The following is a 24049-nucleotide window of genomic DNA, read 5'->3' as shown; positions in this document are numbered from 1 at the left end:
CGTCGGAGCGGGTCAAGTCGCCGTCGGAGTTGACGGACAAGCGGGAGGCCGCGGCGAAGCGGGAGGCCGCGGGGAAGGCTTGGGTGACGCCCAAGGGTGAGGAGCCTGCTGGGGCGTCCGAGAAGTCCGGTGCGGCGGTGGGGGGTTCGGGTTCGTCGGAGCGGGTCAAGTCGCCGTCGGAGTTGACGGACAAGCGGGAGGCCGCGGCGAAGCGGGAGGCCGCGGGGAAGGCTTGGGTGACGCCCAAGGCCGAGGCCGACGCGGCGGCGGTGGAGAAGCCCGGCGCCGGATCGGCTGCCCGGTCCCGGGTGCCGGAGAAGCCTTCGCCGGGGGCGCGGGGCGAGGAGGCCCGGCTCGCGGCGCAGAAGCACGCGGAGGTCATGGACCGCTGGCTGGAGCACAAGCGGCAGGATCCGGAGACCCGGAAGCTGACGGAGCAGCGTGCCGAGGAGGCGCGCCAGGCGGCGGAGAAGCAGGCGGAGCGGCGGGCGGAGGTGGCCGCGGAGCGGCGGGAGCGGGCCGCTGCCGAGCGGGAGGCGTCCGAGCGGACGAAGGCGCAGGTCGCGGAGGCCGAGGCCCGGGCCGACCGCCGGCGAGCGGAGGCGGCGGCCGCCGAGGACGCCCGGTGGCGGGAGCTGTTGCAGGACCTGCGGGACAAGTCGGGTGGGAACTCCGGGACGATCGGGGAGATCTCCTTCGCCGAGGCCAGGGCCCGGATCACCCAGCGGGCCGATGCCGCGCTGCGCAAGCCCATGCGCGAGTACACGGGGCCGGCGGACTTCGAGGCGATGGACCGCTACCTGGCTCCCCACCAGGTGGCCGCCGAGGCCGAGGCCTGGCACGAGCTGGCGCGCGAACTCGGCATCAACGTGGGCTCGTTGGCTCGGCAGGGCCTCATGCCGACGTTCCCCCGGAACCTTCCGGAGCGGCCCGGCGGGAGGGTCGCCTTCGAGGCCGAGGCGTCCCCGGTCTCGAAGACCGGACCGGTCGGGGGCAAGGGCAAGGGCCTGGCCGTCGAGCCGGTTGAGACTGTCGAGGCCGTCAAGCCCGGCAAGCCCGTCGAGGCCGTCGAGACCGTCGTGAAGGAGCCCGAGGAGGAGATCACGGTTCTGCGGGCTCCGAACCCGGACGAGACCTGGGCGCAGATGGAGGCCCGGGAGGCCCGCGAGCTGGCGGCGGCGATCGAGCTGTCGACGCGGCTCCGGCAGCAGCCGAGCGGGGGCGGGGGTCCGATCACCTCGGCGTCGGCCGCGTCCGGGAGTCGGACCGGGGCGGCGCTGACGCCCGAGGCCAAGGCGAAGCTCCTCCAGGTCCCCACGCAGGCCCTCGACGAGGTCTCCCCGGCGGAGGGGTCGGCGTCGACTCAGCCGGAGGTGCCCGTCGTCGCGCAGCCGGAGGCGCCGTTCACGGCGCAGGAGTTGATCGACGAGCTGGTCGGCCTGATGCCCGGGGTTCCCCAGGCGCCGGCGGGTCTGCTGGGTCCGGACGTGTTCGGTGACCGGGTCGTTCCGCCCGCTCCGGAGTTCCTCCAGGGCTACGACTACCGGCAGTTGAAGTCGGAGTCCCGGGTGGCGTTCTTCCGGGCGCTGGACCTGGCGCGCGCGACCGCGCCGACGGCCGAGGGGCTCGCCCCGGAGACGCTGGGCCAGCACCCGGAGTCGGTCGTCGAGTCCAGTGGGATCCGGACGATGTCGCGGAGTACCGGTTCGGGGTTTCTGCGGAAGTGGGTGCGCATTCCGCGGCTGGTGCACTCGATCTGGCTGGGTGGTCCGCTGTCGGCGGACAACGAGCACACCGGTCCGTTCATGACCAATGTGCAGGACTCGGCGGACGGTCCGGGCCAGGAGTTCACCCATGTGATCTGGACGGATGTCACCCGTGCCCGGGTCGCCGAGGCCAGGGCGGCCGAGGGGACGGGCGACGACACGCCCGAACTCGCCACCGTACGGGCGATGGTGACGTGGGCGGGGACCCGACCGCGCGGGAACGTGGTGCTGGTCAACGTCGACGAGGTCTTCTCGGCCGAGGCGCCGATGGGCCTCGAAGCGGCCTACAAGATGGAGACGGCGAAGCGCCTCGGGCAGGGGTACGCCTCGGCGAGCGACATCCTGCGGCTGGAGGTCCTCGGCCGGTTCGGCGGGATCTACACCGACGGCGACAACCGCCTCCGGACCGACCCCACCCCGGCGGTCCGGCGGATCGTCGAATCCGACCAGGGCTTCGCCGTCGCCAAGGTCGGCAACGCCGGCATGGCGAACGCGGTGCTGATCGCCCCGGCCGGGCACCGCGCCGTGCGGCAGCACCTGGAGGTGCTGCGCCGCAACTACCTGCGCAGCTCGCACGAGAACACCGTCCGCGGAGGCTACTTCCAGTACCTGGACCGGATGTCCGTGTCCAAGACCGACTTCCGCGAGGCGGACAAGATGGCGGGGGAGGACCCCGTCTGGGTGCAGGGCCACACGGAGGAGCGGGACAAGAACGCGGTCCTCTACCTGAGCGGGACCGGCATCAACATCTGGGCGGACCTGGCGCACGGCCTGGGGCTCAAGGGCCCCGGCAGGCTCCCGGTGGTCGAGCCGGGTGTGTTCGAGATCGGGGTCGGGAACACCTGGGTGCCGCGCGAGCAGCCGGCCGCGGAGGCGGAGCCGGCGGAGGGCGGCCAGCAGCCCGAGGCGCCCGACCGCGCGGCGACACTGCTGGCGGCCCGGAACATCATCAACACGCTGATCCGCGAACTCTCCTACCAGAACGGCAAGTTGGCTCTGAGCGAGGTGGCCGCGAGGGTCGCCCGGCACCCGCAGCCCGAGTTGCTGTGGGACACGGTGATCGGCTTCCTGGCCGGCCACCCCGAGCTGCGGACGCGGGTGCAGTGGCGCACCGTCCAGAAGTACGACGCGGGGACGAGGCCGATCGGCGCCCCGGTGCCGCTCCCGCCGTGGTCCGCCGGCCTCCTGGTGCCCGAGCCAGGGGAGGTCGAGGGGATCAAGACCGGGCGGGGTGTCGAGCGGGTGCGCATGCTGGCGCCCGAGGAGGTGCCGCCGCCCGCCGCGACGGGGGTGCTCCAGGTCCCCACCCAGGCCGTCGACGGTGTGGTCCCGGCGGTGACCGACCTGGACCGGGCCCGCGAACAGCTGGCCGCCGTGGGCGCGGGGGCGGAGGAGCAGGCCGCGATCGGCGCGCGCCTGGACGACCTGGTCGCGGCGCTGGACGAGATCGGTGCGGGTGCGGAGGCCCGGCAGGGTGTCGGCACGGCCTTGCAGATGGGTTCCTTCCAGCAGGCGTTCGCCGGGCTGGGCCAGGCGCAGCGTCTGGAGGTGCTCCGGCTGCTGGCGCAGGCGCTGCGGGACGGGCTGGAGCCCGGCGCGCAGCCGATGCTGGCGCTGCTGGTGACAGTGCTCCTCGCGGCTCAGCAGATCCGGGACGAGGTGCCGGTGGCGGCCGAGGGGGAGTCCCCGCGTGATCTCGCCAGGCGGTTGACCACGTTCGCCGACGGGATCCTCGCGGGCGCGGTCGCCTGGGCCCGTGAGTCGATGCGGGGTGAGCCCACCGCGCCGTACGCGGTGGTGGCGGTGGCGGGCTACGGCCGCACCGACCTGACGCCGGCCGCCGACCTGGACTTCGGTCTGCTCGGCGCCCAGGCGGACGCGGCCTGGCTGCGGTCGCTGACCAACCTGGCGGCCGGCTGGCTGGACCTGGCCCGCCAGTTCCTGCCGGTGAACGGGTCGGCGGCGGCGCCGTTCCAGGCCGACATCATGTGGTTCAACCCCAACCTGGCGGTCTTCGACCCGGAGGCCGTGCTGGAGCACGCGCTCGCCGCTTCGGCGGACGAGCTGACGCCCAAGCACGGTGTCATGCACGACACGCGGTTGATCGAGCTGGCGCCGCTCACCGGCGCCCTCGCCGCCGTCACGTCGCACGAGGGCCAGCGGGAGCTCTTCCGGAGGTTCGCCCAGGAGCGGAGCGGGCGCGGCGACGCCGAGGTGGAGTGGGCCGCCCTGCGGGAGTCGCTCGCCGGCCTCCCGCGTCCGGAGACTCTGGCGCAGGTGAACAGCGTCAACGTCAAGACCGGCTTGATGCGCCAACTGACCGTCGCCACAAGGCACCTGTATGCCGCGTACCGGGCGGTGGCGAAGCCGGAGACGCCGTGGCGGCTCAGCACCGGCGAGCGGCTGGAGGAGCTGATCGCGGGGAAGGTGCTGTCGGGGCCGCTCGGCCGACAGCTGGTGGACGCCTATGTGCTCGGCCTGAGTCTGCGGCAGCGGCTGCACCGGGCGTACGGGGGTGAGCGGGACGAGGTCGCGACGGCACAGGTGGCCGAGCCGCCGAACGGGCTGGAGCGCCTGCTGCCCGAGGAGCAGGAGCAGTTGGCGGCCGCGATCGGGGTGCTGCACGAGGTGCAGGGGAGCCTCGGCGCCCTGTGGTCCAAGGTTCAGTCCTCGGCGCCGTCGCGCTGGAAGACCCTGTTCGGGCGCCGTCCGGTGGCGGACCAGTCCGTCGGCCTGGTGCCGGACGCGGTCGAGCCGGGTGAGTTGTGGGACGCGGATCTGGAGCTGCCGCTGGTCGGTGGCGGCAGTGTGCGGCTGGGTGATGTGCAGAGCTTGACCATCGTGGCGCCGGGGACGGGTCTGCCGCAGGGTCGGGCGTTCCATACGGAGGGCGAACTCGCGCAGCGGCGTGAGGTGTTGAGGAGTTTCGACCTGGGGCGGCGGTGGCTGCTGGAGGTCGACGGGCAGGGACGTGTGGTGACGGGGTACCGGAAGGTGCCGTGGGGGACGGGCGGTCGGCGTTACCTCGCCCTGCTGCACGGCAACCGGGACTTCGCGGTGCTGCCGCTGTCCGGCCCGGTCGGCACGGTGAAGGTGACCGCTACCGGGCTGGCCCGGACGCTGCGGCGCAGGCCGAGTATCCAGCAGTTGGCGGCGGGTGACGAGATCGTGCTGGCCGCGTGTGACGCGGCGCTGCCCGCTTCGGATGGCGGGCCGTCGCTGGCGCAGGAGGTGGCGAACGCTACCGGTCGGGTGGTGTGGGCGCCGACGGGGAAGATCGCGGCGCTGTCGACCGACCTGGACGCGGACGCCGGGTTCCTGATGTATCCGGCGGCCGACGGTACGCCGGGTGCCTGGATCCGCTTCACCCCGAACGGCGTTGAGTCCGCCCAGGCCTCGGGCGAGTCGGTGGGCGCTTTCGAGGCGGGCCCGGTGTCGCGTGGCACGGCTCTCCAGGTGCCGTCCCAGAGCTCGACGGGTGTCGTGATGACGGACGTCGAGGAGACCTCCGAGGGCGAGGAGGAGGACGAGCTCCCGGCCGCGAACTCCCGTACGGACAAGGGCAAGGGCAGGGCCGTCGAGGACGTCGAGGAGGAGAACTTCGAGTTCGCGGAGGACTCGGACGGCCTGGAGGACCTGGACGACCTGGAGCAGCTTGATCTGGAGGAGGCGATCGCGCGGTCGCGGCAGCCCCAGTACCCCGGGAACCAGGGCGAGGGATCGGGGTCGACCCAGGCGCAGGTGTCGACCGTCGTCCAGCCGGAGGCGCCTTTCGCGGCCCAGGAGTTGATCGACGAGCTGATCGGCCTGATGCCCGGGGTTCCGCAGGCGTCGGTGGCGCCGGTGGGTCTGCTGGGTCCGGACGTGTTCGGTGACCGGGTGGTCCCGGCCGCGCCGGAGTTCCTCCGGGGTTACGACTACGGGAAGTTGAAGTCGGAGTCCCGGGTGGCGTTCTTCCGGGCGCTGGACCTGGCGAGCGGAACGGCGCCGACGGCCGCGGGGCTCGCTCCGGCGGCCCTTGGCCTGGACCCGGAGTCCGTGGTCGAGGCCGGACGGTTCCAGACGATGCCGCGGAGTACCGGTTCGGTACGTCTGCCGAAGCGGGTGCGCATCCCCCGCCTGGTGCACTCGATCTGGCTGGGTGGTCCGTTGTCGATGGACAACGAGCACACCGGTCCGTTCATGACCAACGTGCAGGACTCGGCCGACGGTCTCGGCCAGGGATTCACCCATGTGATCTGGACGGACGTCACCCGTGCGCGGGTCGCCGAGGCCCGGGCGGCCGCGGGGACGGACCGGGACACGCCCGAACTCATCACCGTACGCGCCATGGTGGAGTGGGCGAAGGCCCGCCGGCACCAGAACGTGGTGCTGGTCAACGTCGACGAGGTCTTCTCGGCCGAGACGCCCATGAGCCTCGAAGCGGCCTACAAGATGGAGACCGCCAAGGGTCTCGGGCAGGGGTACGCCTCAGCGAGTGACATCCTGCGGCTGGAGGTCCTGGACCGGTTCGGCGGGGTCTACACCGACGGCGACAACCGGCTCCAGGCCGACCTCGTCCAGGAGGTCCAGAGGATCGTCGACGCCGGGCCGGGCTTCGCCGTCGCCTCGGCCAGCATCGCGGACACGGCGCCGACCGGCACGACCGGTACGAGCGCCGCGACCGGCGCGACCACCGGAATCACCAGGAGCACCAGGACCACCAAGGGCGGCCTGGCGAACGCGGTGCTGATCGCCCCGGCCGGCCACCGTGGCGTGCAGCAGCACCTGGAGGTGCTGCGCCACAACTACCTGCGCAGTTCGCACGAGAACTCCGTCCGCGGGGGCTATTTCCAGTACCGGGACCGGGCGCGTATCACCGGTGACGATTTCCGGGAGGCGGACGACTGGGTCAAGAAGCTCCCGGTCGAGGTGCCGCGCCACACGGAGGACAACGAGAAGAACGCGGTCCTCTACCTGAGCGGGACCGGTGTCAACATCTGGGCGGACCTGGCCCGCGGCCTGGGGCTCAAGGGTCCCGACGCGCTCCCCCTGGTCGAGCGGGGCGTGTTCGAGATCGGGGTCGGGAACACCTGGGTGCCGCGGGAGCAGCCGGCGGCGGCCGTCCGGCTTCCCGAGGTGCCCGACCGCGAGGCCACGCTGCTGGCGGCCCGTCGCATCATCAACACGCTGATCCGCGAACTCTCCTACCAGAGCGGGAAGCTGGCGCTGAGCGAGGTGGCCGCGCGGGTCGCCCGGCACCCGCGGCCCGATCTGCTCTGGGACACGGTGATCGGGTTCCTGGCGCACCACCCCGAGCTGCGGGAACGGGTGCAGTGGCGCACCGTCCAGAAGCTTGACGGGGCGACGAAGCCGACCGGCAGTCCGGTCGTCCTCCCGCCGTGGTCCGACAGCCTGCTGGTCAGGGTGGAGGAGGCCAAGCCCAGGGCGGGCGTCGAGCGGGTGCGCATGGTGGCGCCCGAGACTGTGGCGCCGCCCGCCTCGACGGTACCCGCGGCGGGGCTGCTCCAGGTTCCCACCCAGTCCGTCGACGGCGTCGCCACGGTGGTGGAGACCGCTGTTCAGGAGCAGTCCGACCTGGACCGGGCCCGTGAACTGCTGGTCGCCGTGGGTGCGGATGCGGGGGAGCGGGCCGCGATCGGTGCGGGCCTGGACCGGCTGGTCGCGGCCTTGGACGGGAGCGGTGCGAGCGCGGAGGACCGGCAGGGCGTCGGCACGGCCTTGCAGATGGGGCCCTTCCGGCAGGCCTTCGCCGACCTGGGGCAGACGCAGCGTCTGGGCGTGCTCCAGCTGCTGGCCCAGGCCCTGCTGGACGGTCTGCGGCCCGGGGCGCAGCCGATGGTGGCGCTGCTGCTGACGGTGCTCCTCGCGGCTCAGCAGATCCGGGACGAGGTGCCGGTGGCGGCCGCGGGGGAGTCCCCGCGTGACCTCGCCAGGCGGTTGACCACGTTCGCCGACGGGATCATGGCGGACGCGGTCGCCTGGGCCCGTGAGTCGATGCGGGGTGAGGCCACCGCGCCGTACGCGGTGGTGGCGGTGGCCGGTTACGGCCGTACCGATCTGACGCCGGCCGCCGACCTGGACTTCGGTCTGCTCGGTTCCCAGCAGGACGCGGTGTGGCTGGAGTCGCTGACCAAGCTGGCGGCGGGCTGGCTGGACCTGGCCCGCCAGTTCCTGCCGGTGAACGGGACGGTGTCGGCGCCGTTCCAGGCCGACATCCTGTGGTTCAACCCCAACCTGGTGGTCTTCGACCCGGAGGCCGTGCTGGAGTTCGCGCTCGCCGGTCCGGGAGGTGAGCCGGGGCCCACACACGGTGTCATGCACGACACGCGGCTGATCGAGCTGGCGCAGCTGCCCGGTGCCCTCGCGGCCGTCACGTCGCGGGAGGGCCAGCGGGAGCTCTTCCGGACGTTCACGGAGGAGCGGGGCCAGCGCCTCGACCCCGAGGTGGAGTGGATCGCCCTGCGGGAGGCGTTCGACCGTCTCCGGCGTCCGGAGACGCTGGCGCAGGCGAACACCGTCGACGTCAAGGCCGACTTCATGCGGCAGTTGACGGTCGCCACGCGGCACCTCTATGCCGCTTACCGGGCGGTGGCGAAGCCGGAGACGGAGTGGCGGCTCAGCACCGGCGAGCGGCTGGAGGAGCTGATCACGGCGCGGGTGCTGCCGGCGGCGCTCGGCCAGAGGCTGGTGGACGCCTACAGGTTGGCCCTGAGTCTGCGGCAGCGGCTGCACCGGGCGTACGGGGGTGAGCAGGACAAGGTCGCGACGGTGGCGGCGGCCGGGCCGCTGAACGGGCTGGAGCGCCTGCTACCGCAGGAGCAGGAGCAGTTGGCCGTCGCGCTCGGGGCCCTGCGTGATCTGGAGGGGAGCCTCGACGCCCTGTGGGTCAAGGTCAGGCCCCCGGCCCAGGCTCCGTCGCGCTGGAAGAACCTGTTCGGGCGCCGTCCGGTGGCGGACCAGTCCGTCGGCCTGGTGCCGGACACGGTCGAGCCGGCCGAGTTGTGGGACGCGGAGCTGGAGCTGCCGCTGGTCGGTGGCGGCAGTGTGCGCCTCGGTGACATCCAGAGCTTGACCATCGTGGCACCGGGGACGGGCCTTCCGCAGGGCCGGGCGTTCCACACGGAGGACGAACTCACGCAGCGGCGTGAGGTGTTGAGGAGTTTCGACCTGGGGCGGCGTTGGCTGCTGGAGGTCGACGGGCAGGGCCAGGAGGTCACCGGGTACCGGAAGGTGCCGTGGGGCACTGGCGGTGGGCGGCGCTACCTCGCGCTGCTGCACGGCAACCGGGACTTCGCGGTGCTGCCGCTGTCCGGACCGGCGGCGACGGTGAAGGTCACCGCGGCCGGGCTGGCCCGGACCTTGCGGCGCAGGCCGAGTATCCAGCAGTTGGCGGCAGGTGACGAGATCGTGCTGGCCGCGTGTGACGCGGCGCTGCCCGCTTCGTCTGGTGGGCCGTCGCTGGCGCAGGAGGTGGCGAACGCGACGGGCCGGGTGGTGTGGGCGCCGACGGGGAAGATCGCGGCGCTGTCGACCGACCTGGACGCGGACGCGGGGTTCCTGATGTACCCGGCCGCCGACGGTACGCCGGGTGCCTGGATCCGCTTCACCCCGAACGGCGTTGAGTCCGCCCAGGCCTCGGGTGAGTCGGTGGGCGCTTCCGAGGCGGGCCCGGTGTCGCGTGGCACGGCTCCCCAGGTGCCGTCCCAGAGCTCGACGGGCGTCGCGACGACGGACGTCGTGGAGGAGCAGCCCCAGCTCCCCGAGAATCAGGGAGAAGGGTCGACCCAGGCGCAGGCACCGGAACCGCCCTTCACGGCCCAGGAGTTGATCGACGAGCTGGTCAGCCTGATGCCCGGCGGCCCGCAGGCGCCGGCGGCGCCCGCGGATCCGCTGGAGGCCATGCTGGGGCCGGACCTGTTCGGCGACCGGGTGGTCCCGCCCGCCCCGGAGTTCCTCCAGGGGTACGGCTACAACCAGTTGAAGTCGGAGTCCCGGACGGCGTTCTTCCGGGCGCTGGACCTGGCGAGCGAGGCGGCGACGCCGACGGCCGAGGGGCTCGCCCCGAAGGCCCTGGGCCAGGACCCGGAGTCCGTCATCGAGTCCGGGGCGCTCCAGACGGTGCGGCGTAGGTCGGGGTCGATGCATCTGCCGAAGCGGGTGCGCATTCCGCAGCTGGTGCACTCGATCTGGCTGGGCGGCCCGTTGTCGGCGGGCAACGCGCACACCGGCCCCTTCATGGCGAACGTGCAGGAATCGGCCGACGGTCTCGGCCGGGAGTTCACCCATGTGATCTGGACGGACGTCACCCGTGCGCGGGTCGCCGAGGCCGCGGCGGCCGCTGGGACGGGCGGTGACACACCCGAACTCGCCACCGTACGGGCGATGGTGGCGTGGGCGAGGAGCCGGACGCACCGGAACGTGGTGCTGGTCAACGTCGACGAGGTCTTCTCGGCCGAGGCGCCGATGGGTCTCGAAGCGGCCTACAAGATGGAGACCGCCAAGGGGTTGGGGCAGGGGTACGCCTCGGCTAGCGACATCCTGCGGCTGGAGGTCCTGGACCGGTTCGGCGGGGTCTACACCGACGGCGACAACCGGCTGTTGAAGAACCCCGTTCCCGAGGTCAGGAGGATCGCCGACTCCAAGCGGCACTTCGCCGTCGCCACGGCCAGCCTGGCGGATGCGCCGGGCGCCAGGACCGGCACGACCGCCAGGGGCGGCCTGGCGAACGCGGTGCTGATCGCCCCGGCCGGGAACACGGCCGTGCAGGAGCACCTCAGGGTGCTGCGAAGCAACTACCAGCGCAGCTCGCACCAGAACACCTTCCGCGGGGAGTACTTCCGGCCCCGGGGGCAGGAGGACAACACCGAGGCCAACTTCCAGCAGGCGGACGTGGTGGCGGGGCCCCCGGTCTGGGTCCAGAACCACACGGAGGAGAACGAGAAGAACGCGGTCCTCCACCTGAGCGGGACCGGTGTCAACATCTGGGCGGACCTGGCGCACGGCCTGGGGCTCAGCGGCCCCGGTGCGCTTCCCGTGGTCGAGCGGGGCGTGTTCGAGATCGGGGTCGGGAACACCTGGGTGCCGCCGAGGCCGTCGGCGGCGCCGGGCGCCCAGCTGCCCGAGGTGCCCGACCGCGCGGCGACGCTGCTGGCGGCCCGTCGCATCATCAACACGCTGATCCGTGAACTGGTGTACCAGAACGGGAAGCTGGCGCTGAGCGAGGTGGCGGCGAGGGTCGCCCGGCATCCGCGGCCCGAGCTGCTGTGGGACACGGTGATCGGGTTCCTGGCCCGGCACCCCGAGCTGCGGGACCTGGTGCGGTGGCGCACCGTCCGGAAGGTCGGCGCGGGAACCGGGCCGGCCGACCAGCCGGTGGCGCTCCCGCCGTGGTCCGCCGGCCTCCTGGTGCCCGCGTCCGAGCCGGTGGCGGGGTTCACCGCCGGGTCGGATGTCGAGCGGGTGCGCATGGTGGCGCCCGGGGAGGTGCCGCCGCCCGCCGCGACGGGGGCCGTGGCGGGGTTGCTCCAGGTACCGACTCAGTCCGTCGACGGCGTCGCCACGGCGGTGGAGACCGTTGTTCAGGAGCAGTCCGAGCTGGACCTGGCCCGCGAGCAGTTGGTCGCGGCGGGTGCGGATGAGGGGGAGCGGGCCGAGATCGGCGCGCGGCTGGACGAGCTGCTGGCGGCGTTGGACGAGAGCGGTGCGGACGCGGAGGACCGGCAGGGTGTCGGTGTGGCCCTGCAGATGGGGTCGTTCCGGCAGGCGTTCGCGGACCTTGGTCAGACGCAGCGCGTGCAGGTGCTCCGGCTGCTGGCGCAGGCGCTGCGGGATCGCCTGGGGCACGGGGCGCAGCCGATGGTGGCGCTGCTGGTGACGGTCCTGGCCGCGGCGCAGCAGATCCGGGACGAGGTGCCGGTGGCGGCCGCGGGGGAGTCGCCGCGTGACCTGGCCAGGCGGTTGACCGGGTTCGCGGACGGCATCATGGCGGACGCGGTCGGGTGGGCCCGTGAGTCGATGCGGGGGGCTCCGACCGCGCCGTACGCGGTGGTGGCGGTGGCGGGCTACGGTCGTACGGACCTGACGCCGGCCGCCGACCTGGACTTCGGCCTGCTCGGCTCCGACGAGGACGAGGTCTGGCTGCGGTCGCTGACCAACCTGACGGCTGGCTGGCTGGACCTGGCCCGCCAGTTCCTGCCGGTGAACGGGACGGTGCCGGCGCCGTTCCAGGCCGACATCATGTGGTTCAACCCCAACCTCAGGGTCTTCGACCCCAGGGCGGTGCTGGCGGGCTCGCTCGCCGCTCCGGGGGAGGAGCCGGGCCTGAAGCACGGTGTCATGCACGACACCCGGTTGATCGAGCTGGCGCCGCTGTCCGGCGCCCTCGCGGCCGTCTCGTCGTCGGAGGGCCAGCGGGGGCTGTTCCGGACGTTCACGGAGGAGCGGGGCCGGCGCATCGACCCCGAGGTGGAGTGGATCGCCCTGCGCGAGGCGTTCGACCGTCTCCCGCGTCCGGAGACGCTGGCGCAGGTCGACAGCGTCAACGTCAAGGCCGACTTCATGCGGCAGTTGACGGTTGCCACGCGGCACCTCTATGCCGCCTACCGGGCGGTGGCGAAGCCGGACACGCCGTGGCGGCTCAGTACCGGCGAGCGGCTGGAGGAGCTGACCGACGGGAAGGTGCTGCCGCCGGACCTCGGCCGGCGGCTGGTGGACGCCTACCTCCTGGCTCTCAGCCTGCGGCAGCGCTTGCACCGGGCGTACGGGGGTGAGCAGGACAAGGCCGCGACCGCGCAGGTGGCCGAGCCGCCGAACGGGCTGGAGCGCCTGCTACCGGAGGAGCAGGAGCAACTGGCCGCCGCGCTCGGGGCCCTGCACGAGGTGCAGGGGGGCCTGAATGACTTGTGGACCAAGGTCAAGGCCTCGGCCCCGTCACGCTGGAAGAACCTCTTCGGGCGTTCCCGTCCGGTGGACCAGTCCGTGGCGCCGGTGGTCCACAGTCCGGTGGTGCCGGGCACCGTGGAACCGGGTGAGTTGTGGGACGCGGATCTGGAGCTGCCGCTGGTCGGTGGCGGCAGTGTGCGGTTGGGTGATGTGCAGAGTCTGACCATCGTGGCGCCGGGGACGGGTCTTCCGCAGGGTCGGGCCTTCCACGCCGATGACGAACTCGCGCAGCGGCGCGAGGTGTTGAGGAACTTCGACCTGGGCCGGCGGTGGCTGCTGGAGGTCGACGGGCAGGGGCAGGAGGTCATCGGGTACCGGAAGGTGCCGTGGGGCACCGGTGGACGGCGTTACCTCGCGCTGCTGCACGGCAACCGGGACTTCGCGGTGCTGCCGCTGTCCGGTCCGGTCGGTACGGTGAAGGTCACGGCGACGGGTCTGGCCCGGACGTTGCGGCGCAGGCCCAGCATTCAGCAGTTGGCGGCGGGTGACGAGATCGTGCTGGCCGCGTGTGACGCGGCGCTGCCCGCTTCGGACGGCGGGTTGTCGCTGGCGCAGGAGGTGGCGAACGCTACCGGTCGGGTGGTGTGGGCGCCGACGGGGAAGATTGCGGCGCTGTCGACCGATCTGGACGCGGACGCCGGGTTCCTGATGTATCCGGCCGCCGACGGCACGCCGGGTGCCTGGATTCGCTTCACCCCGAACGGCGTTGAGTCCGCCCAGGCCTCGGACGAGTCGGTGGGCGCCTCCGAGGCGGGCCCGGCGCCGCGTGCCAGCGTTCCCCGGGTGCCGTCGCAGAGTTCGACGGACGTCGCGATGACGGGCGTCGAGGAGACGGACGTCGAGGGCGAGGAGGAGGACGAGCTCCCGGCCGCGAACTCCCGTACGGACAAGGGCAAGGGCAGGGTCGACGAGGCCGCCGAGGAGGACCTGGACAACCTGGAGCGGCTTGATCTGGAGGAGGCGATCGCGCGTTCGCGGCGGCCCCAGTACCCCGGGAACCAGGGAGAGGGATCGGGATCGGGATCTGCCCAGCCGTCGGTGCCGGTGCAGGTCGTCGTGCAGCCGGAACTCCGTTTCTCGGCCCAGGATTTGATCGACGAGCTGATCGGCCTGATGCCCGGGGTTCCGCAGGCGTCGGTGGCGCCGGTGGGTCTGCTGGGTCCGGACGTGTTCGGTGACCGGGTCGTCCCGGCCGCCCCGGAGTTCCTCCAGGGGTACGACTACGGGAAGTTGAAGTCCGAGTCCCGGGTGGCGTTCTTCCGGGCGCTGGACCTGGCGAGCGGAACGGCGCCGACGGCCGCGGGGCTCGCCCCGGAGGCCCTGGGCCTGGAGCAGGGTTCGGTCGTCGAGTCCGGACGGTTCCAGACGATGTCGCGGAGTACCGGTCCGGCGTTCGGGCGGAAGCGGGTGCGGATTCCCCGCCTGGTGCACTCGATCTGGCTGGGCGGCCCGTTGTCGATGGACAACGAGCACACCGGTCCGTTCATGACCAATGTGCAGGACTCGGCGGACGGCCCGGGCCGGGGGTTCACCCATGTGATCTGGACGGATGTCACCCGTGCGCGGGTCGCCGAGGCCCGGGCGGCCGCGGGGACGGACCGGGACACGCCCGAACTCGCCACCGTACGCGCCATGGTGGCGTGGGCGGGGACCCGACCGCACGGGAATGTGGTGCTGGTCAACGTCGACGAGGTCTTCTCGGCCGAGGCGCCGATGAGCCTCGAAGCGGCCTACAAGATGGAGACCGCCAAGGGCCTGGGGCAGGGGTACGCCTCGGCCAGCGACATCCTGCGACTGGAGGTCCTCCGCCGGTTCGGCGGGGTCTACACCGACGGCGACAACCGGCTCCAGGCCGACCCCGCCCCGGTGGTCGAGCGGATCGTCAACGCCCGGCGGAGCTTCGCCGTCGCGAAGGTCGGCAACGCGGGCATGGCGAACGCGGTGCTGATCGCCCCGGCCAGGCACCCGGGTGTGGAGCAGCACCTGGAGGTGCTGCGCCGTAACTACCTGCGCAGCTCGCACGAGAACACCGTCCGCGGGATGTACTTCCAGTCCCGCGACCGGGCGCACATCACCGCCGAGGAGTTCGAGGAGGCGGAGGAGTGGGTGGGGAAGGTCCCCGCCGAGGCGCAGCGCCACACGGACGACGGGGAGAAGAACGCGGTCCTCTACCTGAGCGGGACCGGTGTCAACATCTGGGCGGACCTGGCGCACGGCCTGGGGCTCGACGGCCCTGAAGCGCTCCCGCTGGTCCCCTCGGAGATCTTCGAGATCGGCACCGGGAACACCTGGGTGCCGCGGGAGCGGCCGGCGGCGGCCGTCCAGCTGCCCGAGGTGCCCGACCGCGAGGCCACGCTGCTGGCGGCCCGTCGCATCATCAACACGCTGATCCGCGAACTCTCCTACCAGAGCGGGAAGCTGGCGCTTAGCGAGGTGGCCGCGCGGGTCGCCCGGCACCCGCGGCCCGATCTGCTCTGGGACACGGTGATCGGCTTCCTGGCCCGGCATCCCGAGCTGCGGGAGCGGGTGCAGTGGCGCACCGTCCAGAAGTACGACGGGGCGACGAAGCCGGTCGGCACTCCGGTCGCCCTCCCGCCGTGGTCCGACAGCCTGCTGGTCAGGGTGGAGGAGGCCAAGCCCAGGCCGGGCGTCGAACGGGTGCGCATGCTGCGGCCCGAGGACGTGCCGCCGCCCGCCGCGACGGTGCCCACCGCGGCACCGGCGGGGCAGCAGCAGGTGACCGAAGAGGAGGAGGCGACCGGACAGGAGGAGACGGCCGACGGCCAGGCCGGTCAGGCACCCGGCCGGCAGTTCCACGCGCCGACCGGCGGCACCGACGGCACCGACGGCACGACGGCCGGCACCACCGCGCCGACCCGCGGCACACCCCAGCAGCAGGCCGTGCCGCAGCCGCCCGCGGCGACGGACCCGGCGAACTTCCCCGGCTGGCAGCCCTTCACGACCGCCCAGGGGACGGCGGCCGAGCCGCTCCGCCCCGACCGCACGCCGCGCCCCGGCCCGGGCCCGCAGACCGACCCCAACGGGGTGGTGCGGGACCACGGCGGTTGGCAGCTGAAGCCGACGGCGGTCCCGGGGGCGCCGATCACGCGGTTCCCGGGTGCCTGGCAGCGGCCGGTGGCGGCGCCGGAGTGGACGTACTACCCGGAGGACTGGAGCGCCGACACGGTCCTGCGGCACGTCCAGGCGGCGATGCGGAACAATCCGAGCGTCGCGCCGGGGCCGGACGGCCTGGACCGGGCGGTCGGCTGGTCCGGGAGCCTGTGGGTCGAGGCGGTCCTGGACCAGCAGGGCTACATCCTGTACCACCACCCGCTCCCCAACTCCCCCGCGCCGTACGCGGCGTGGCAGGAGGAGGCGGTGGTCGGCCGGGGCGACCGGGTCGACCTGTTCGGGTACCCGGGCGTACTGCTCCAGCGGGTGCGGTTCGACAGCGGGCAGGACGGCTTCGAGTTCACCGTCCGGCTGCACCTGGAGCCGTCCGCGGGCATGACGCCCGCCGAGCTGGACGCGGTGCGGCAGCAGGTGCGGACGCTCATGGCCGACTTCACGGCCGGGCAGCAGGTCGGCGCCTTCGACCGGCTGCTGAACGTGGGCGTGGAGTTCACCGAGGAGGCGGGCGACGGCGTCACCACGCTCCCGGTCGCGCCGGGCGCGGTGCCGAGCCTGGCGCAGGTGCTGCCGCGGCAGTTCAGGGAGGCGGCCGGAACGGTCGACCTGGAGTTCGTGACGGGGACGCAGCTGCGCAAGTCCCCGCCCGTGCGGGAGGTCCACGTCGGCGGGGACTGGACGGCCGGGCTGCGCCCGTCGTTCACGGCCCCGGCCTGGGACCGCCCCGGCCGGGGGCTGCCCCCGGAGTGGGGCACCGCCGAGGCCCGGTACGCCGCCCACCACGTGCTGCGGACGGGGACGGCCGAGGTCGTCGGCGAGGCGGCCGCGGGCCGCCCGGCCCCGGAGGTCCGCCGCGGCCGGTTCGCCGGGGTGCGGCTGAACGTCCGGGTCGAGGACGGCGTCATCACCGACGTCTGGGGCGAGCCGCACCAGAAGCTGCGGCCGCAGCTGACCGCCCCGGTGGCCGGCACCGAGGCGGTGCTGGTCCCCGCGCAGGAGGTCAGGCCGCCGCAGGACGCCTTCATCCGGGCCATCACCGCCCGGGAGCTGGAGTCCTTCGACGCCCGCCGGGTCCGGCTGCCGGACGGGGACACCGAGACGGTGCTGACCGTCCGGCTGTACCTGGACCTCGAAGCGAAGCTGGACCTCGCGGACGGGCCGACGGCCGCGGCCGTGGAGGCTCTCCGGGAGGCGGGCCGGGAGGGGGTCGAGAAGGTCTACAACACCGGGCAGCGGCTGCCCAGCGGCGATCTGCTGCGGGTCGAGGTCGAGTTCGTCCCCGACCGCTCCACGGCGCACCACACGGTCGCCGTCCGGGAGCGCCAGGACCGGGCCAACCACCGGACCTGGGGCCTGAACACCGGGGCGCGGACGATCGCCCACGAGATCGGCCACCTGCTCGGCCTGGACGACGAGTACCGGGAGGCGGGTTCCACGCCCCGGCCGATCCATCCGGACGACAGCGGGATCATGGGCGGCCGGCAGACCGACCGGTTCGGACGCCCCTGGCTGGACATGAACCACCTCCACGAGGGCCCGCTGGAGGTCCTCGCCCCCTTCGCGCCGCCGGCCGCCCGCAACCTGCGGCAGCTCGGCGGGGTGGTGGACGAGGCCTTCGGCGAGGACCGCGGCCCGACGCCGGTCGGCGACGCGCCGACCCGGGCCCGGTTCCGCGAGGAGGTGCTGCGGCGCGCCCTGTACGGCGGTCCGGGCGGGCGGGACGGCCACCTGGTGCCGCCGCGGGGGTCGACGCTCCCCCGGCCGGAGCGGGTGCCGGGGTCGCAGGAGCGCAACGGGACGTTCAAGGTGGTCGGCGGGCCCGCCGACGCGGCGGCCACGCAGGTCGGCGCCCTGGCCGGCGACCTGCCCGGCCCGCGCCGGAACCGGACGGTGTTCCCCGAGCACTGGACGGCGGACGACGCGGTGTACGCCGCCGAGCAGGCGTACCAGCACGCCCTGCGCACCGGCCGGGTCACCGCGACCGGCCTGCACTCCCACCACTGGGTCGGCGAGTACGGCGGGGTGCGGATCGAGGGCCGGATCCGGGCGGGGGAGTTCGTCTCCTTCCGTCCCTCCGACGACCAGAGCGGGCTGGACACCCCGGCGTACATGCCGTGGCGCCCGACCGGTGGGGCCTTCGGCGCCCGGGTCGAGGACCTCGTCCGGTACGGCGACCGGCAGACCCTCACCGGCGTCCACGACGAGCCGGAGAGGGCGGCCGCCACGGCGCACGGCGTCAAGGTGGGCTCGGTGCTCGCGGAGAACGACAACGGCACCTACCGGGCCGACGTCTGGTTCCTCGACGCGGCCGTGACCCCCGGCGCCCCGATGGCGAAGTTCCCGTCGCGGTGGCACCAGCACGCGGACGGGGAGACCCACACCCTCTACCCGAAGGCGTGGACGCCGTCGCGCGTCCTGTCCGCCGTGGAGCGGGCGTACGCGGCCCGGCACACCTCCGAGCCGCTGGACTCCGGCGCCGTGCGCTGGGTGGGCGAGGCCGACGGCGTGCGGATCGAGGGGATCACCCGGGACGGCCGGCACCTGACGCACCGTCCGACCGCCCGGCAGCCGCTCACCGACTGGTACGCGCCCCCGGCGGCGGACGGGTCCACCGGGCCCGGCCTGCGCGGCCGCCGCGTCCGGACGGTGGACGGACAGCTGGGCATCGAGGTCTCGGCACCGGTGCACCTGAGGGTCGCGGCGGGCGCCACGCCCGCGGCGGTCGCGGACGCCCGCAAGCGGCTCCAGCGGGCCGCCGACGACTTCGTCCGGCAGCACCGCGCCGCCGGCGACCCGCCGGTCCTGCTGACCCTCGACTTCGTCGACACGGAGGCGGACGCCCTTCCGGGCGCGGTGGCCGGGGCGGACTCCCTCACCGACGGCGCCGGGCTGGACGTGCTCCTGCCCGGTGTGGCCGGGGCGTTGACGCCCGGGTTCTCCGCGACGGTCGCGGGCAGCGCGGGCCCGGCCACGGCCACCGCCAGGGCGCAGGCCGGGTACGGACAGCGGGTGCTCGTCGAACCGGAGCTGACCGAGCCCGCGGGGCCCGGAACGGGCACCCGCCCGGCCACCGTCACCGAGATGGCGGGGCAGCAGTGGATGATCGACGGGGCCTTCGCCCCGGCGCTCGCGGGGAACGCCGGGCGGGGACTGCCGTCCGGCTGGACGCCGGGCGAGGGCAGGTACGCGGCGCTCCAGGTGCTCGCCGGCTGGCGCGGCCGGCGGCGCGAGCTCGTGAAGGGCCGCTTCAACGGCGTCCCGATCGAGGTCCGGACCGAGAACGGGCGGATCGTGGACTTCCGCGGCCTGCCGGACCGGAGCGTCCCGGCCCAGTTCACCAAGGCTGTCCCCGAGCCGTCCGGCCAGGGCCTGCTCTTCCCGACCGGCCCGCGCCACGCCCCCGAGTCCTCCTCCTCGTCGTCCTCGTCCTCCGCGCCCGCCGGCGCGATCCCGCAGCCGGCGCAGGACCCGGCGACGGCGCTGCTGCCGGGCCACGCCTCGGCCGAGGCCGTACCGGACGACCCGGCGGCGCAGCCGTTCGAGCTCCGGCGCGGCCCGCTCGTACCGGGCGGCGAGGACGTCACCGTCCTCGTCCTGCGCGTCCACCTGGACGGCTCCGGCCTGACCGGGGAGGACGCCCGGGCCAGGGTCGCCGCGCTGGGCGCGCGGATCCGGGACGCCGCCGCGCGGTTCGACAACCGCACCAGGCTCCCGGACGGCACCCCGCTGCTGGTGCGGGTGGAGTTCGTGGACGCCACCGGCGATCCGCACCGGACGGTGCTCCTGCACGAGCGGAGCGTCGCCCAGGACGCCGGGAACTGGCACCTGGAGATCTCCCGGGACGCGCTGGTCCACCAGCTGGGCCGGGCCTTCGGCATCTCCGTCACGGAGTACGCGGGCGGCGGCACGACCCACGTCGTCCCGGCGCCGTCGGTGCGCGTCCTGCGCGAACTCGGCGAGCTCGCGGACGACCGGCTGGGCCGCCTCGGGCACGACACCGAGGACGGCGAGTCGCCCCGGACGGAGTTCGCCGACGGCGTCCTGGAGGCCGAACTCGGCCCGGCCGTCGGGACGCGGGGCGGCCACCTGCCGTCGGCCATCGGCGAGGAGGGGGCCGAACAGCTGGAGCTGGTGCGCCGTCACGCCAACGGCACCCTGCTGGTGGAGACCGGCGCGGGTCGGCGCACCCTGTTCCCCGAGCACTGGACCGCCGCCGAGGCCCGGTACGCCGTCGAGCAGGCGGCCGTCGACGCGGTCCGCAACGAGACCTTCCAGGTGACCGAGGACGGGATCTTCTGGCAGGGCGTGTACGAGGGCGTCCGGATCGAGGGCAGGTCGGACGAGGACGGGACGGTCACCGCCTTCCGCCCGGCCGCCGACCAGCGCGGCTTGGTGGCGCCCGCCCACGCGCCGGGCGCCGGCGCGGTCGACGTCCCGTCGCTCGACGGGGCCCCGGTGCTCACCCCGGACCAGCTGCGCGTGTTCGGCGAGCAGGCCAGGCGGGAGGGCGGCACCGGGCTGCCCCCGGAATGGACCCGGGAGCAGACCCGCCACGCGGCCCTGTGGGTGTACGAGCAGCAGAACGGCGAGGCGAGGGGACGCAACGGGGACGAGATCGTCACCGGCGCGTACGGTGACGTCCGGATCAGGCTGCTGGTCCGCAACCGGCAGATCATCGACTACTGGGCCGAGCCGGGGCAGCGCTTCGACGCGACCGAACCGGCCGAGCCGGTACGGGTGCTGGCCACGGCGGAGGTGCGTCCGCCGGTCCGCCGGTTCCTGCGCTCGCTCCAGGCCCAGTTCATCCAGTCGTACGAGGTCCGGCGGGTGGTGGACTCCGACGGGGACACCCGCACCGTCCTGACGGTGCGGGTCCACCTGGAGGCCGACGGCCTGGTGGGCAGCCGCGCCGAGGCCGAGCGGGGCCTCGACCGGGTGCGGCTCAACGCCGAGGCGGGCGTCCGGGACGTCTTCGGCCAGGGGCTGCGGCTGCCCGACGGCAGCCTGCTGGAGGTCGCGATCCGGTTCGTCGACCGGGAGAGCGCCCACCACGTCGTCGAGGTGCGCTCCTACACCTCCCAGGAGCACGCCCAGCACTGGGGCGTGGACTCCCCGCCGAGGGTGATCGGCCACGAGGTCGGCCACCTGCTCGGCCTGGCCGACGAGTACCGGCGCCAAGGGGCCGGCCCGCGGCCCGTCCACCCGGAGTTCGGTCTGATGACCGCGCCCGGGAGCGACATCTACGGCCGGGTCTGGTACGACGCCGGGCACCCGGTGGAGCTGGGCGTCACGAACCCGGCGGTCTCGCTCCGGCCGCACAACCTGAACGAGCTGGGCGCGGTCCTCGACCGGGTCTTCCGGACGGACCTCCGGCCGGTGCCGGCCGGGGAGTTCCCGGTGCGGGCCGCCTTCGGCGAGGACGCGCTGCGGACCGCGCTCTTCGACGGGCCGGACCGGACGGGCGGGTACCTGACCCCGCCGGCGGAGTCGGGGCGGCGCAGGCTGCCCCGGGTCGGCGCGGAGAACCCCAACGGCACGTACCGCGCCGACGCGGGCGAAGCGGCGCTGGACCGGTACCGGACGATGTTCCCCGCGCACTGGACGGCCGAGGACGCGGTGTACGCGGCGCGGCAGGCCTACCTGCACGCCCGCCGCACCGGCGGGATCAGCGGGCGCGGAGACCTCGCGCAGCGCTGGGTCGGCGAGTACGACGGCGTGCGCATCGAAGGCCGGATCCGGTCGGGGGAGTTCATCTCCTTCCGCCCCGCCGAGGACCAGTCCGGGCTCACCGCGACGGCCCCCGCGCCCGAGCCCGCCACGCTGCCCTTCGGCCACCGGGTCGAGGACCTCAACCGCTACGGGGACCGGCACACCCTCACCGGCTTCCACCACCGCGCCCGGCTCCGCGGGGCCCTCGCGGTGGACCCGGCGGACCACGGCCTGCACCTCGGGCCGGTCCGGCCGCCGCGGGCCAACGGCACCTACCGGGCGCCGGTGTACTTCCTGGACCCGGGGATCGCGCCGGGCGCGCCGCTGAGCGAGTTCCCGTCCCGGTGGCGCCGCCCCGAGAACCAGGAGGCCCGGACCTTCTACCCCGAGTCCTGGGTGTCCGAGGACGTCCTGGAGCGGGTCGACCGGGCCTACCAGGAAAGGCTGTTCGAGGAGGTGCTGCCGGACGGCGCCGTGCGCTGGGTCGGGGTGGCCCACGACGTGTGGATCGAGGGCGTCACCCGGGACGGGCGGCACCTCGTCCACCGGCCCACCGACTGGCAGCGGTCCCGTCGGGAGACCGGGGCCGGGGCGGTCCCGGTCTGGGAGCGTCCCCTGGTGCGGGACGACGTCGACTACTCCATCGGCTACCGCCGCGTACGGCCGGGCGGGGCCGGCCTGCCGGACACCGAACTGGTCGTCCAGGTGCGGGACCACGGCGACCTGACCGCCGAGGAGCGGGCCGGGCTCCAGCGGCTCGCCGACGAGCAGGCCGCGGAGCTGTTCCCGGCCACGGCTCAGCCCGGCGGCCGGCCGGTCCGCATCCGGCTCCGGTTCGTCCCCGAGGCGGACGACCCGGAGGCGATGCCGCCGGTCTCGTCCTTCCCGAGCGCCTTCGTGCGGCAGCTGCGGTCGCGGCTGGAGGAGGCCGAGGAGCTGGTCGCCGGACTGCACGGCGCACCCGCGCCGGAGCCGCCGCTGCTCACCCCGGTGACCCCGGGCACGGGCGAGCGCCCGGCCACCCGTACCCGCCTCCAGGACCTGGAGGCGGCGGGCATCGACGCGCCGGCCCTCGACCCGGCCCTCGCTCGCGCGCTCGCCCTCGCGGACGAGCGGGCCGAGGGAGCCGAGAGGCCCGGGGGACTGCCCGCCGCGTGGACGGCCGCCGAGGGCGGGCACGCGGCGCGCATGGTCGCGCGGGAGCACCTGGCCGAGCTCGGGGACGGGCGGACGGGCACGGTCACCGGGCGGTTCGCCGGGGTGGAACTCCGGGTGACGCTGGAGGACGGCCGGATCGTCCGCTTCGCGGGCACGCCGGGCCAGACCTTCGAGAACCAGCGCCGACCGCGCCCCGCCGGGCAGCAGCCGCCGGCACTCATGGCGCTGCGCCCGGCCACCGGGCGGCAGCTCCAGGGGGCCGGGGACGACGGGCCGCACGAGGCCGTCGAGCCGGAGCAGGAGCAGCCGACCGTCGTGGAGGCGGCCCCGGTCGCCCCGGTCACCCCGGACGCGGCGCCGCCGGTGCGGCCGCCGGCGGCCTTCGGTGCGGCCCCGGTTGCCTTCGGTGCGGCCCCGGCCGTCCTGGCCGCCCCGGCCAGCACCGGCTCCGCCCCGGTGTCCGCGACCCCGCCGCCGGTGGTCCCCGCCGGGCCGCCGCCGCTGCCCGCGCTGGGGGGCCTGCGGTTCGACGGGACCGGCCTCACCGGCCGCCCCCCGTACGCGAGTTCGGCCGTCCGGGCCGGTTCGCCGTCGGACCCGCGGGAGTCCCGGATCCCCTGGGACACCGTCCGCGCACTGCTCAACCGCGCCTACCGCCAGGAGCGCGGCCGGCTGCTGCCGATGCTGCGGGAGTGGCTCGCCCCCGAGCACGTGGCGGCGGACCTGCTGGCCGAGGCGGACGCGCTGGTGGCGGCCCTGCCGTCGGAGCTGTTCGCCGAACTCCCGCACGAGGAGGACGCCCGACTGCTGCTCCGGGCCGGGTACGTCCTCCACGGCTCCTCGGCGGACCCGGGGGAGGAGGCCGCCGCGGCGGAGCAGGCCCGGGCCGAGCTGGCCGCCGCCCTGCTGGACCTGCTGGAGCCGCTGCGCGACCCCGCGCCGGACCCGGCCGCGGTCGAGCGGTCCCTGGACGGCCTGCGGGACGCCGTCTCCGCCCTGCCGGACCCGACCGGGGCCGCCGTGCGGGACGTCCTGGCCAGGATCGCGCGGACGCGGACGCGGATCACCGCGACCACCCCGCTGCACGAGGCCAACTCCCTGGTGAACGAACTGGCCGACCGCTTGATCGGCCAGGACGTGCGCCGCCTGCTGGGCGTGCCGACGGGCGACGGGGACCTCGAGTTCCTCGCCGGCCGGATCTTCCACGAGGCCCACGTCGTCCGCGACGACTGCTTCGACGTGAGGACGGTGCGCCATGCCCTGCGCGGCCTGTAGCGGGGGCCGTGGGAACGGCGGGACGGCCCCGGCCGTCCCGCCCCCGGGGGCCGGCACCATCCGCCCGC

At 74.4% G+C, this 24049-nt stretch carries 1 protein-coding gene; it reads left to right on the top strand.

Going from position 1 to position 24049, the window contains the following annotated elements:
* Positions 1–83 precede the first annotated feature (83 nt).
* Positions 84–23981: an EndoU domain-containing protein gene (locus tag ACFU7Z_RS03710; RefSeq protein WP_380775722.1), complete on the top strand. Its 23898-nt coding sequence runs from the start codon at positions 84–86 to the stop codon at positions 23979–23981.
* The last annotated feature ends 68 nt before the right edge of the window (positions 23982–24049 follow it).

The sequence above is a fragment of the Kitasatospora sp. NPDC057518 genome (assembly GCF_042802075.1).
Lineage (GTDB): Bacteria > Actinomycetota > Actinomycetes > Streptomycetales > Streptomycetaceae > Kitasatospora.
Note: the sequence above shows the minus strand (reverse complement) of the source record. Positions and strands in the feature narration are given on the sequence as shown.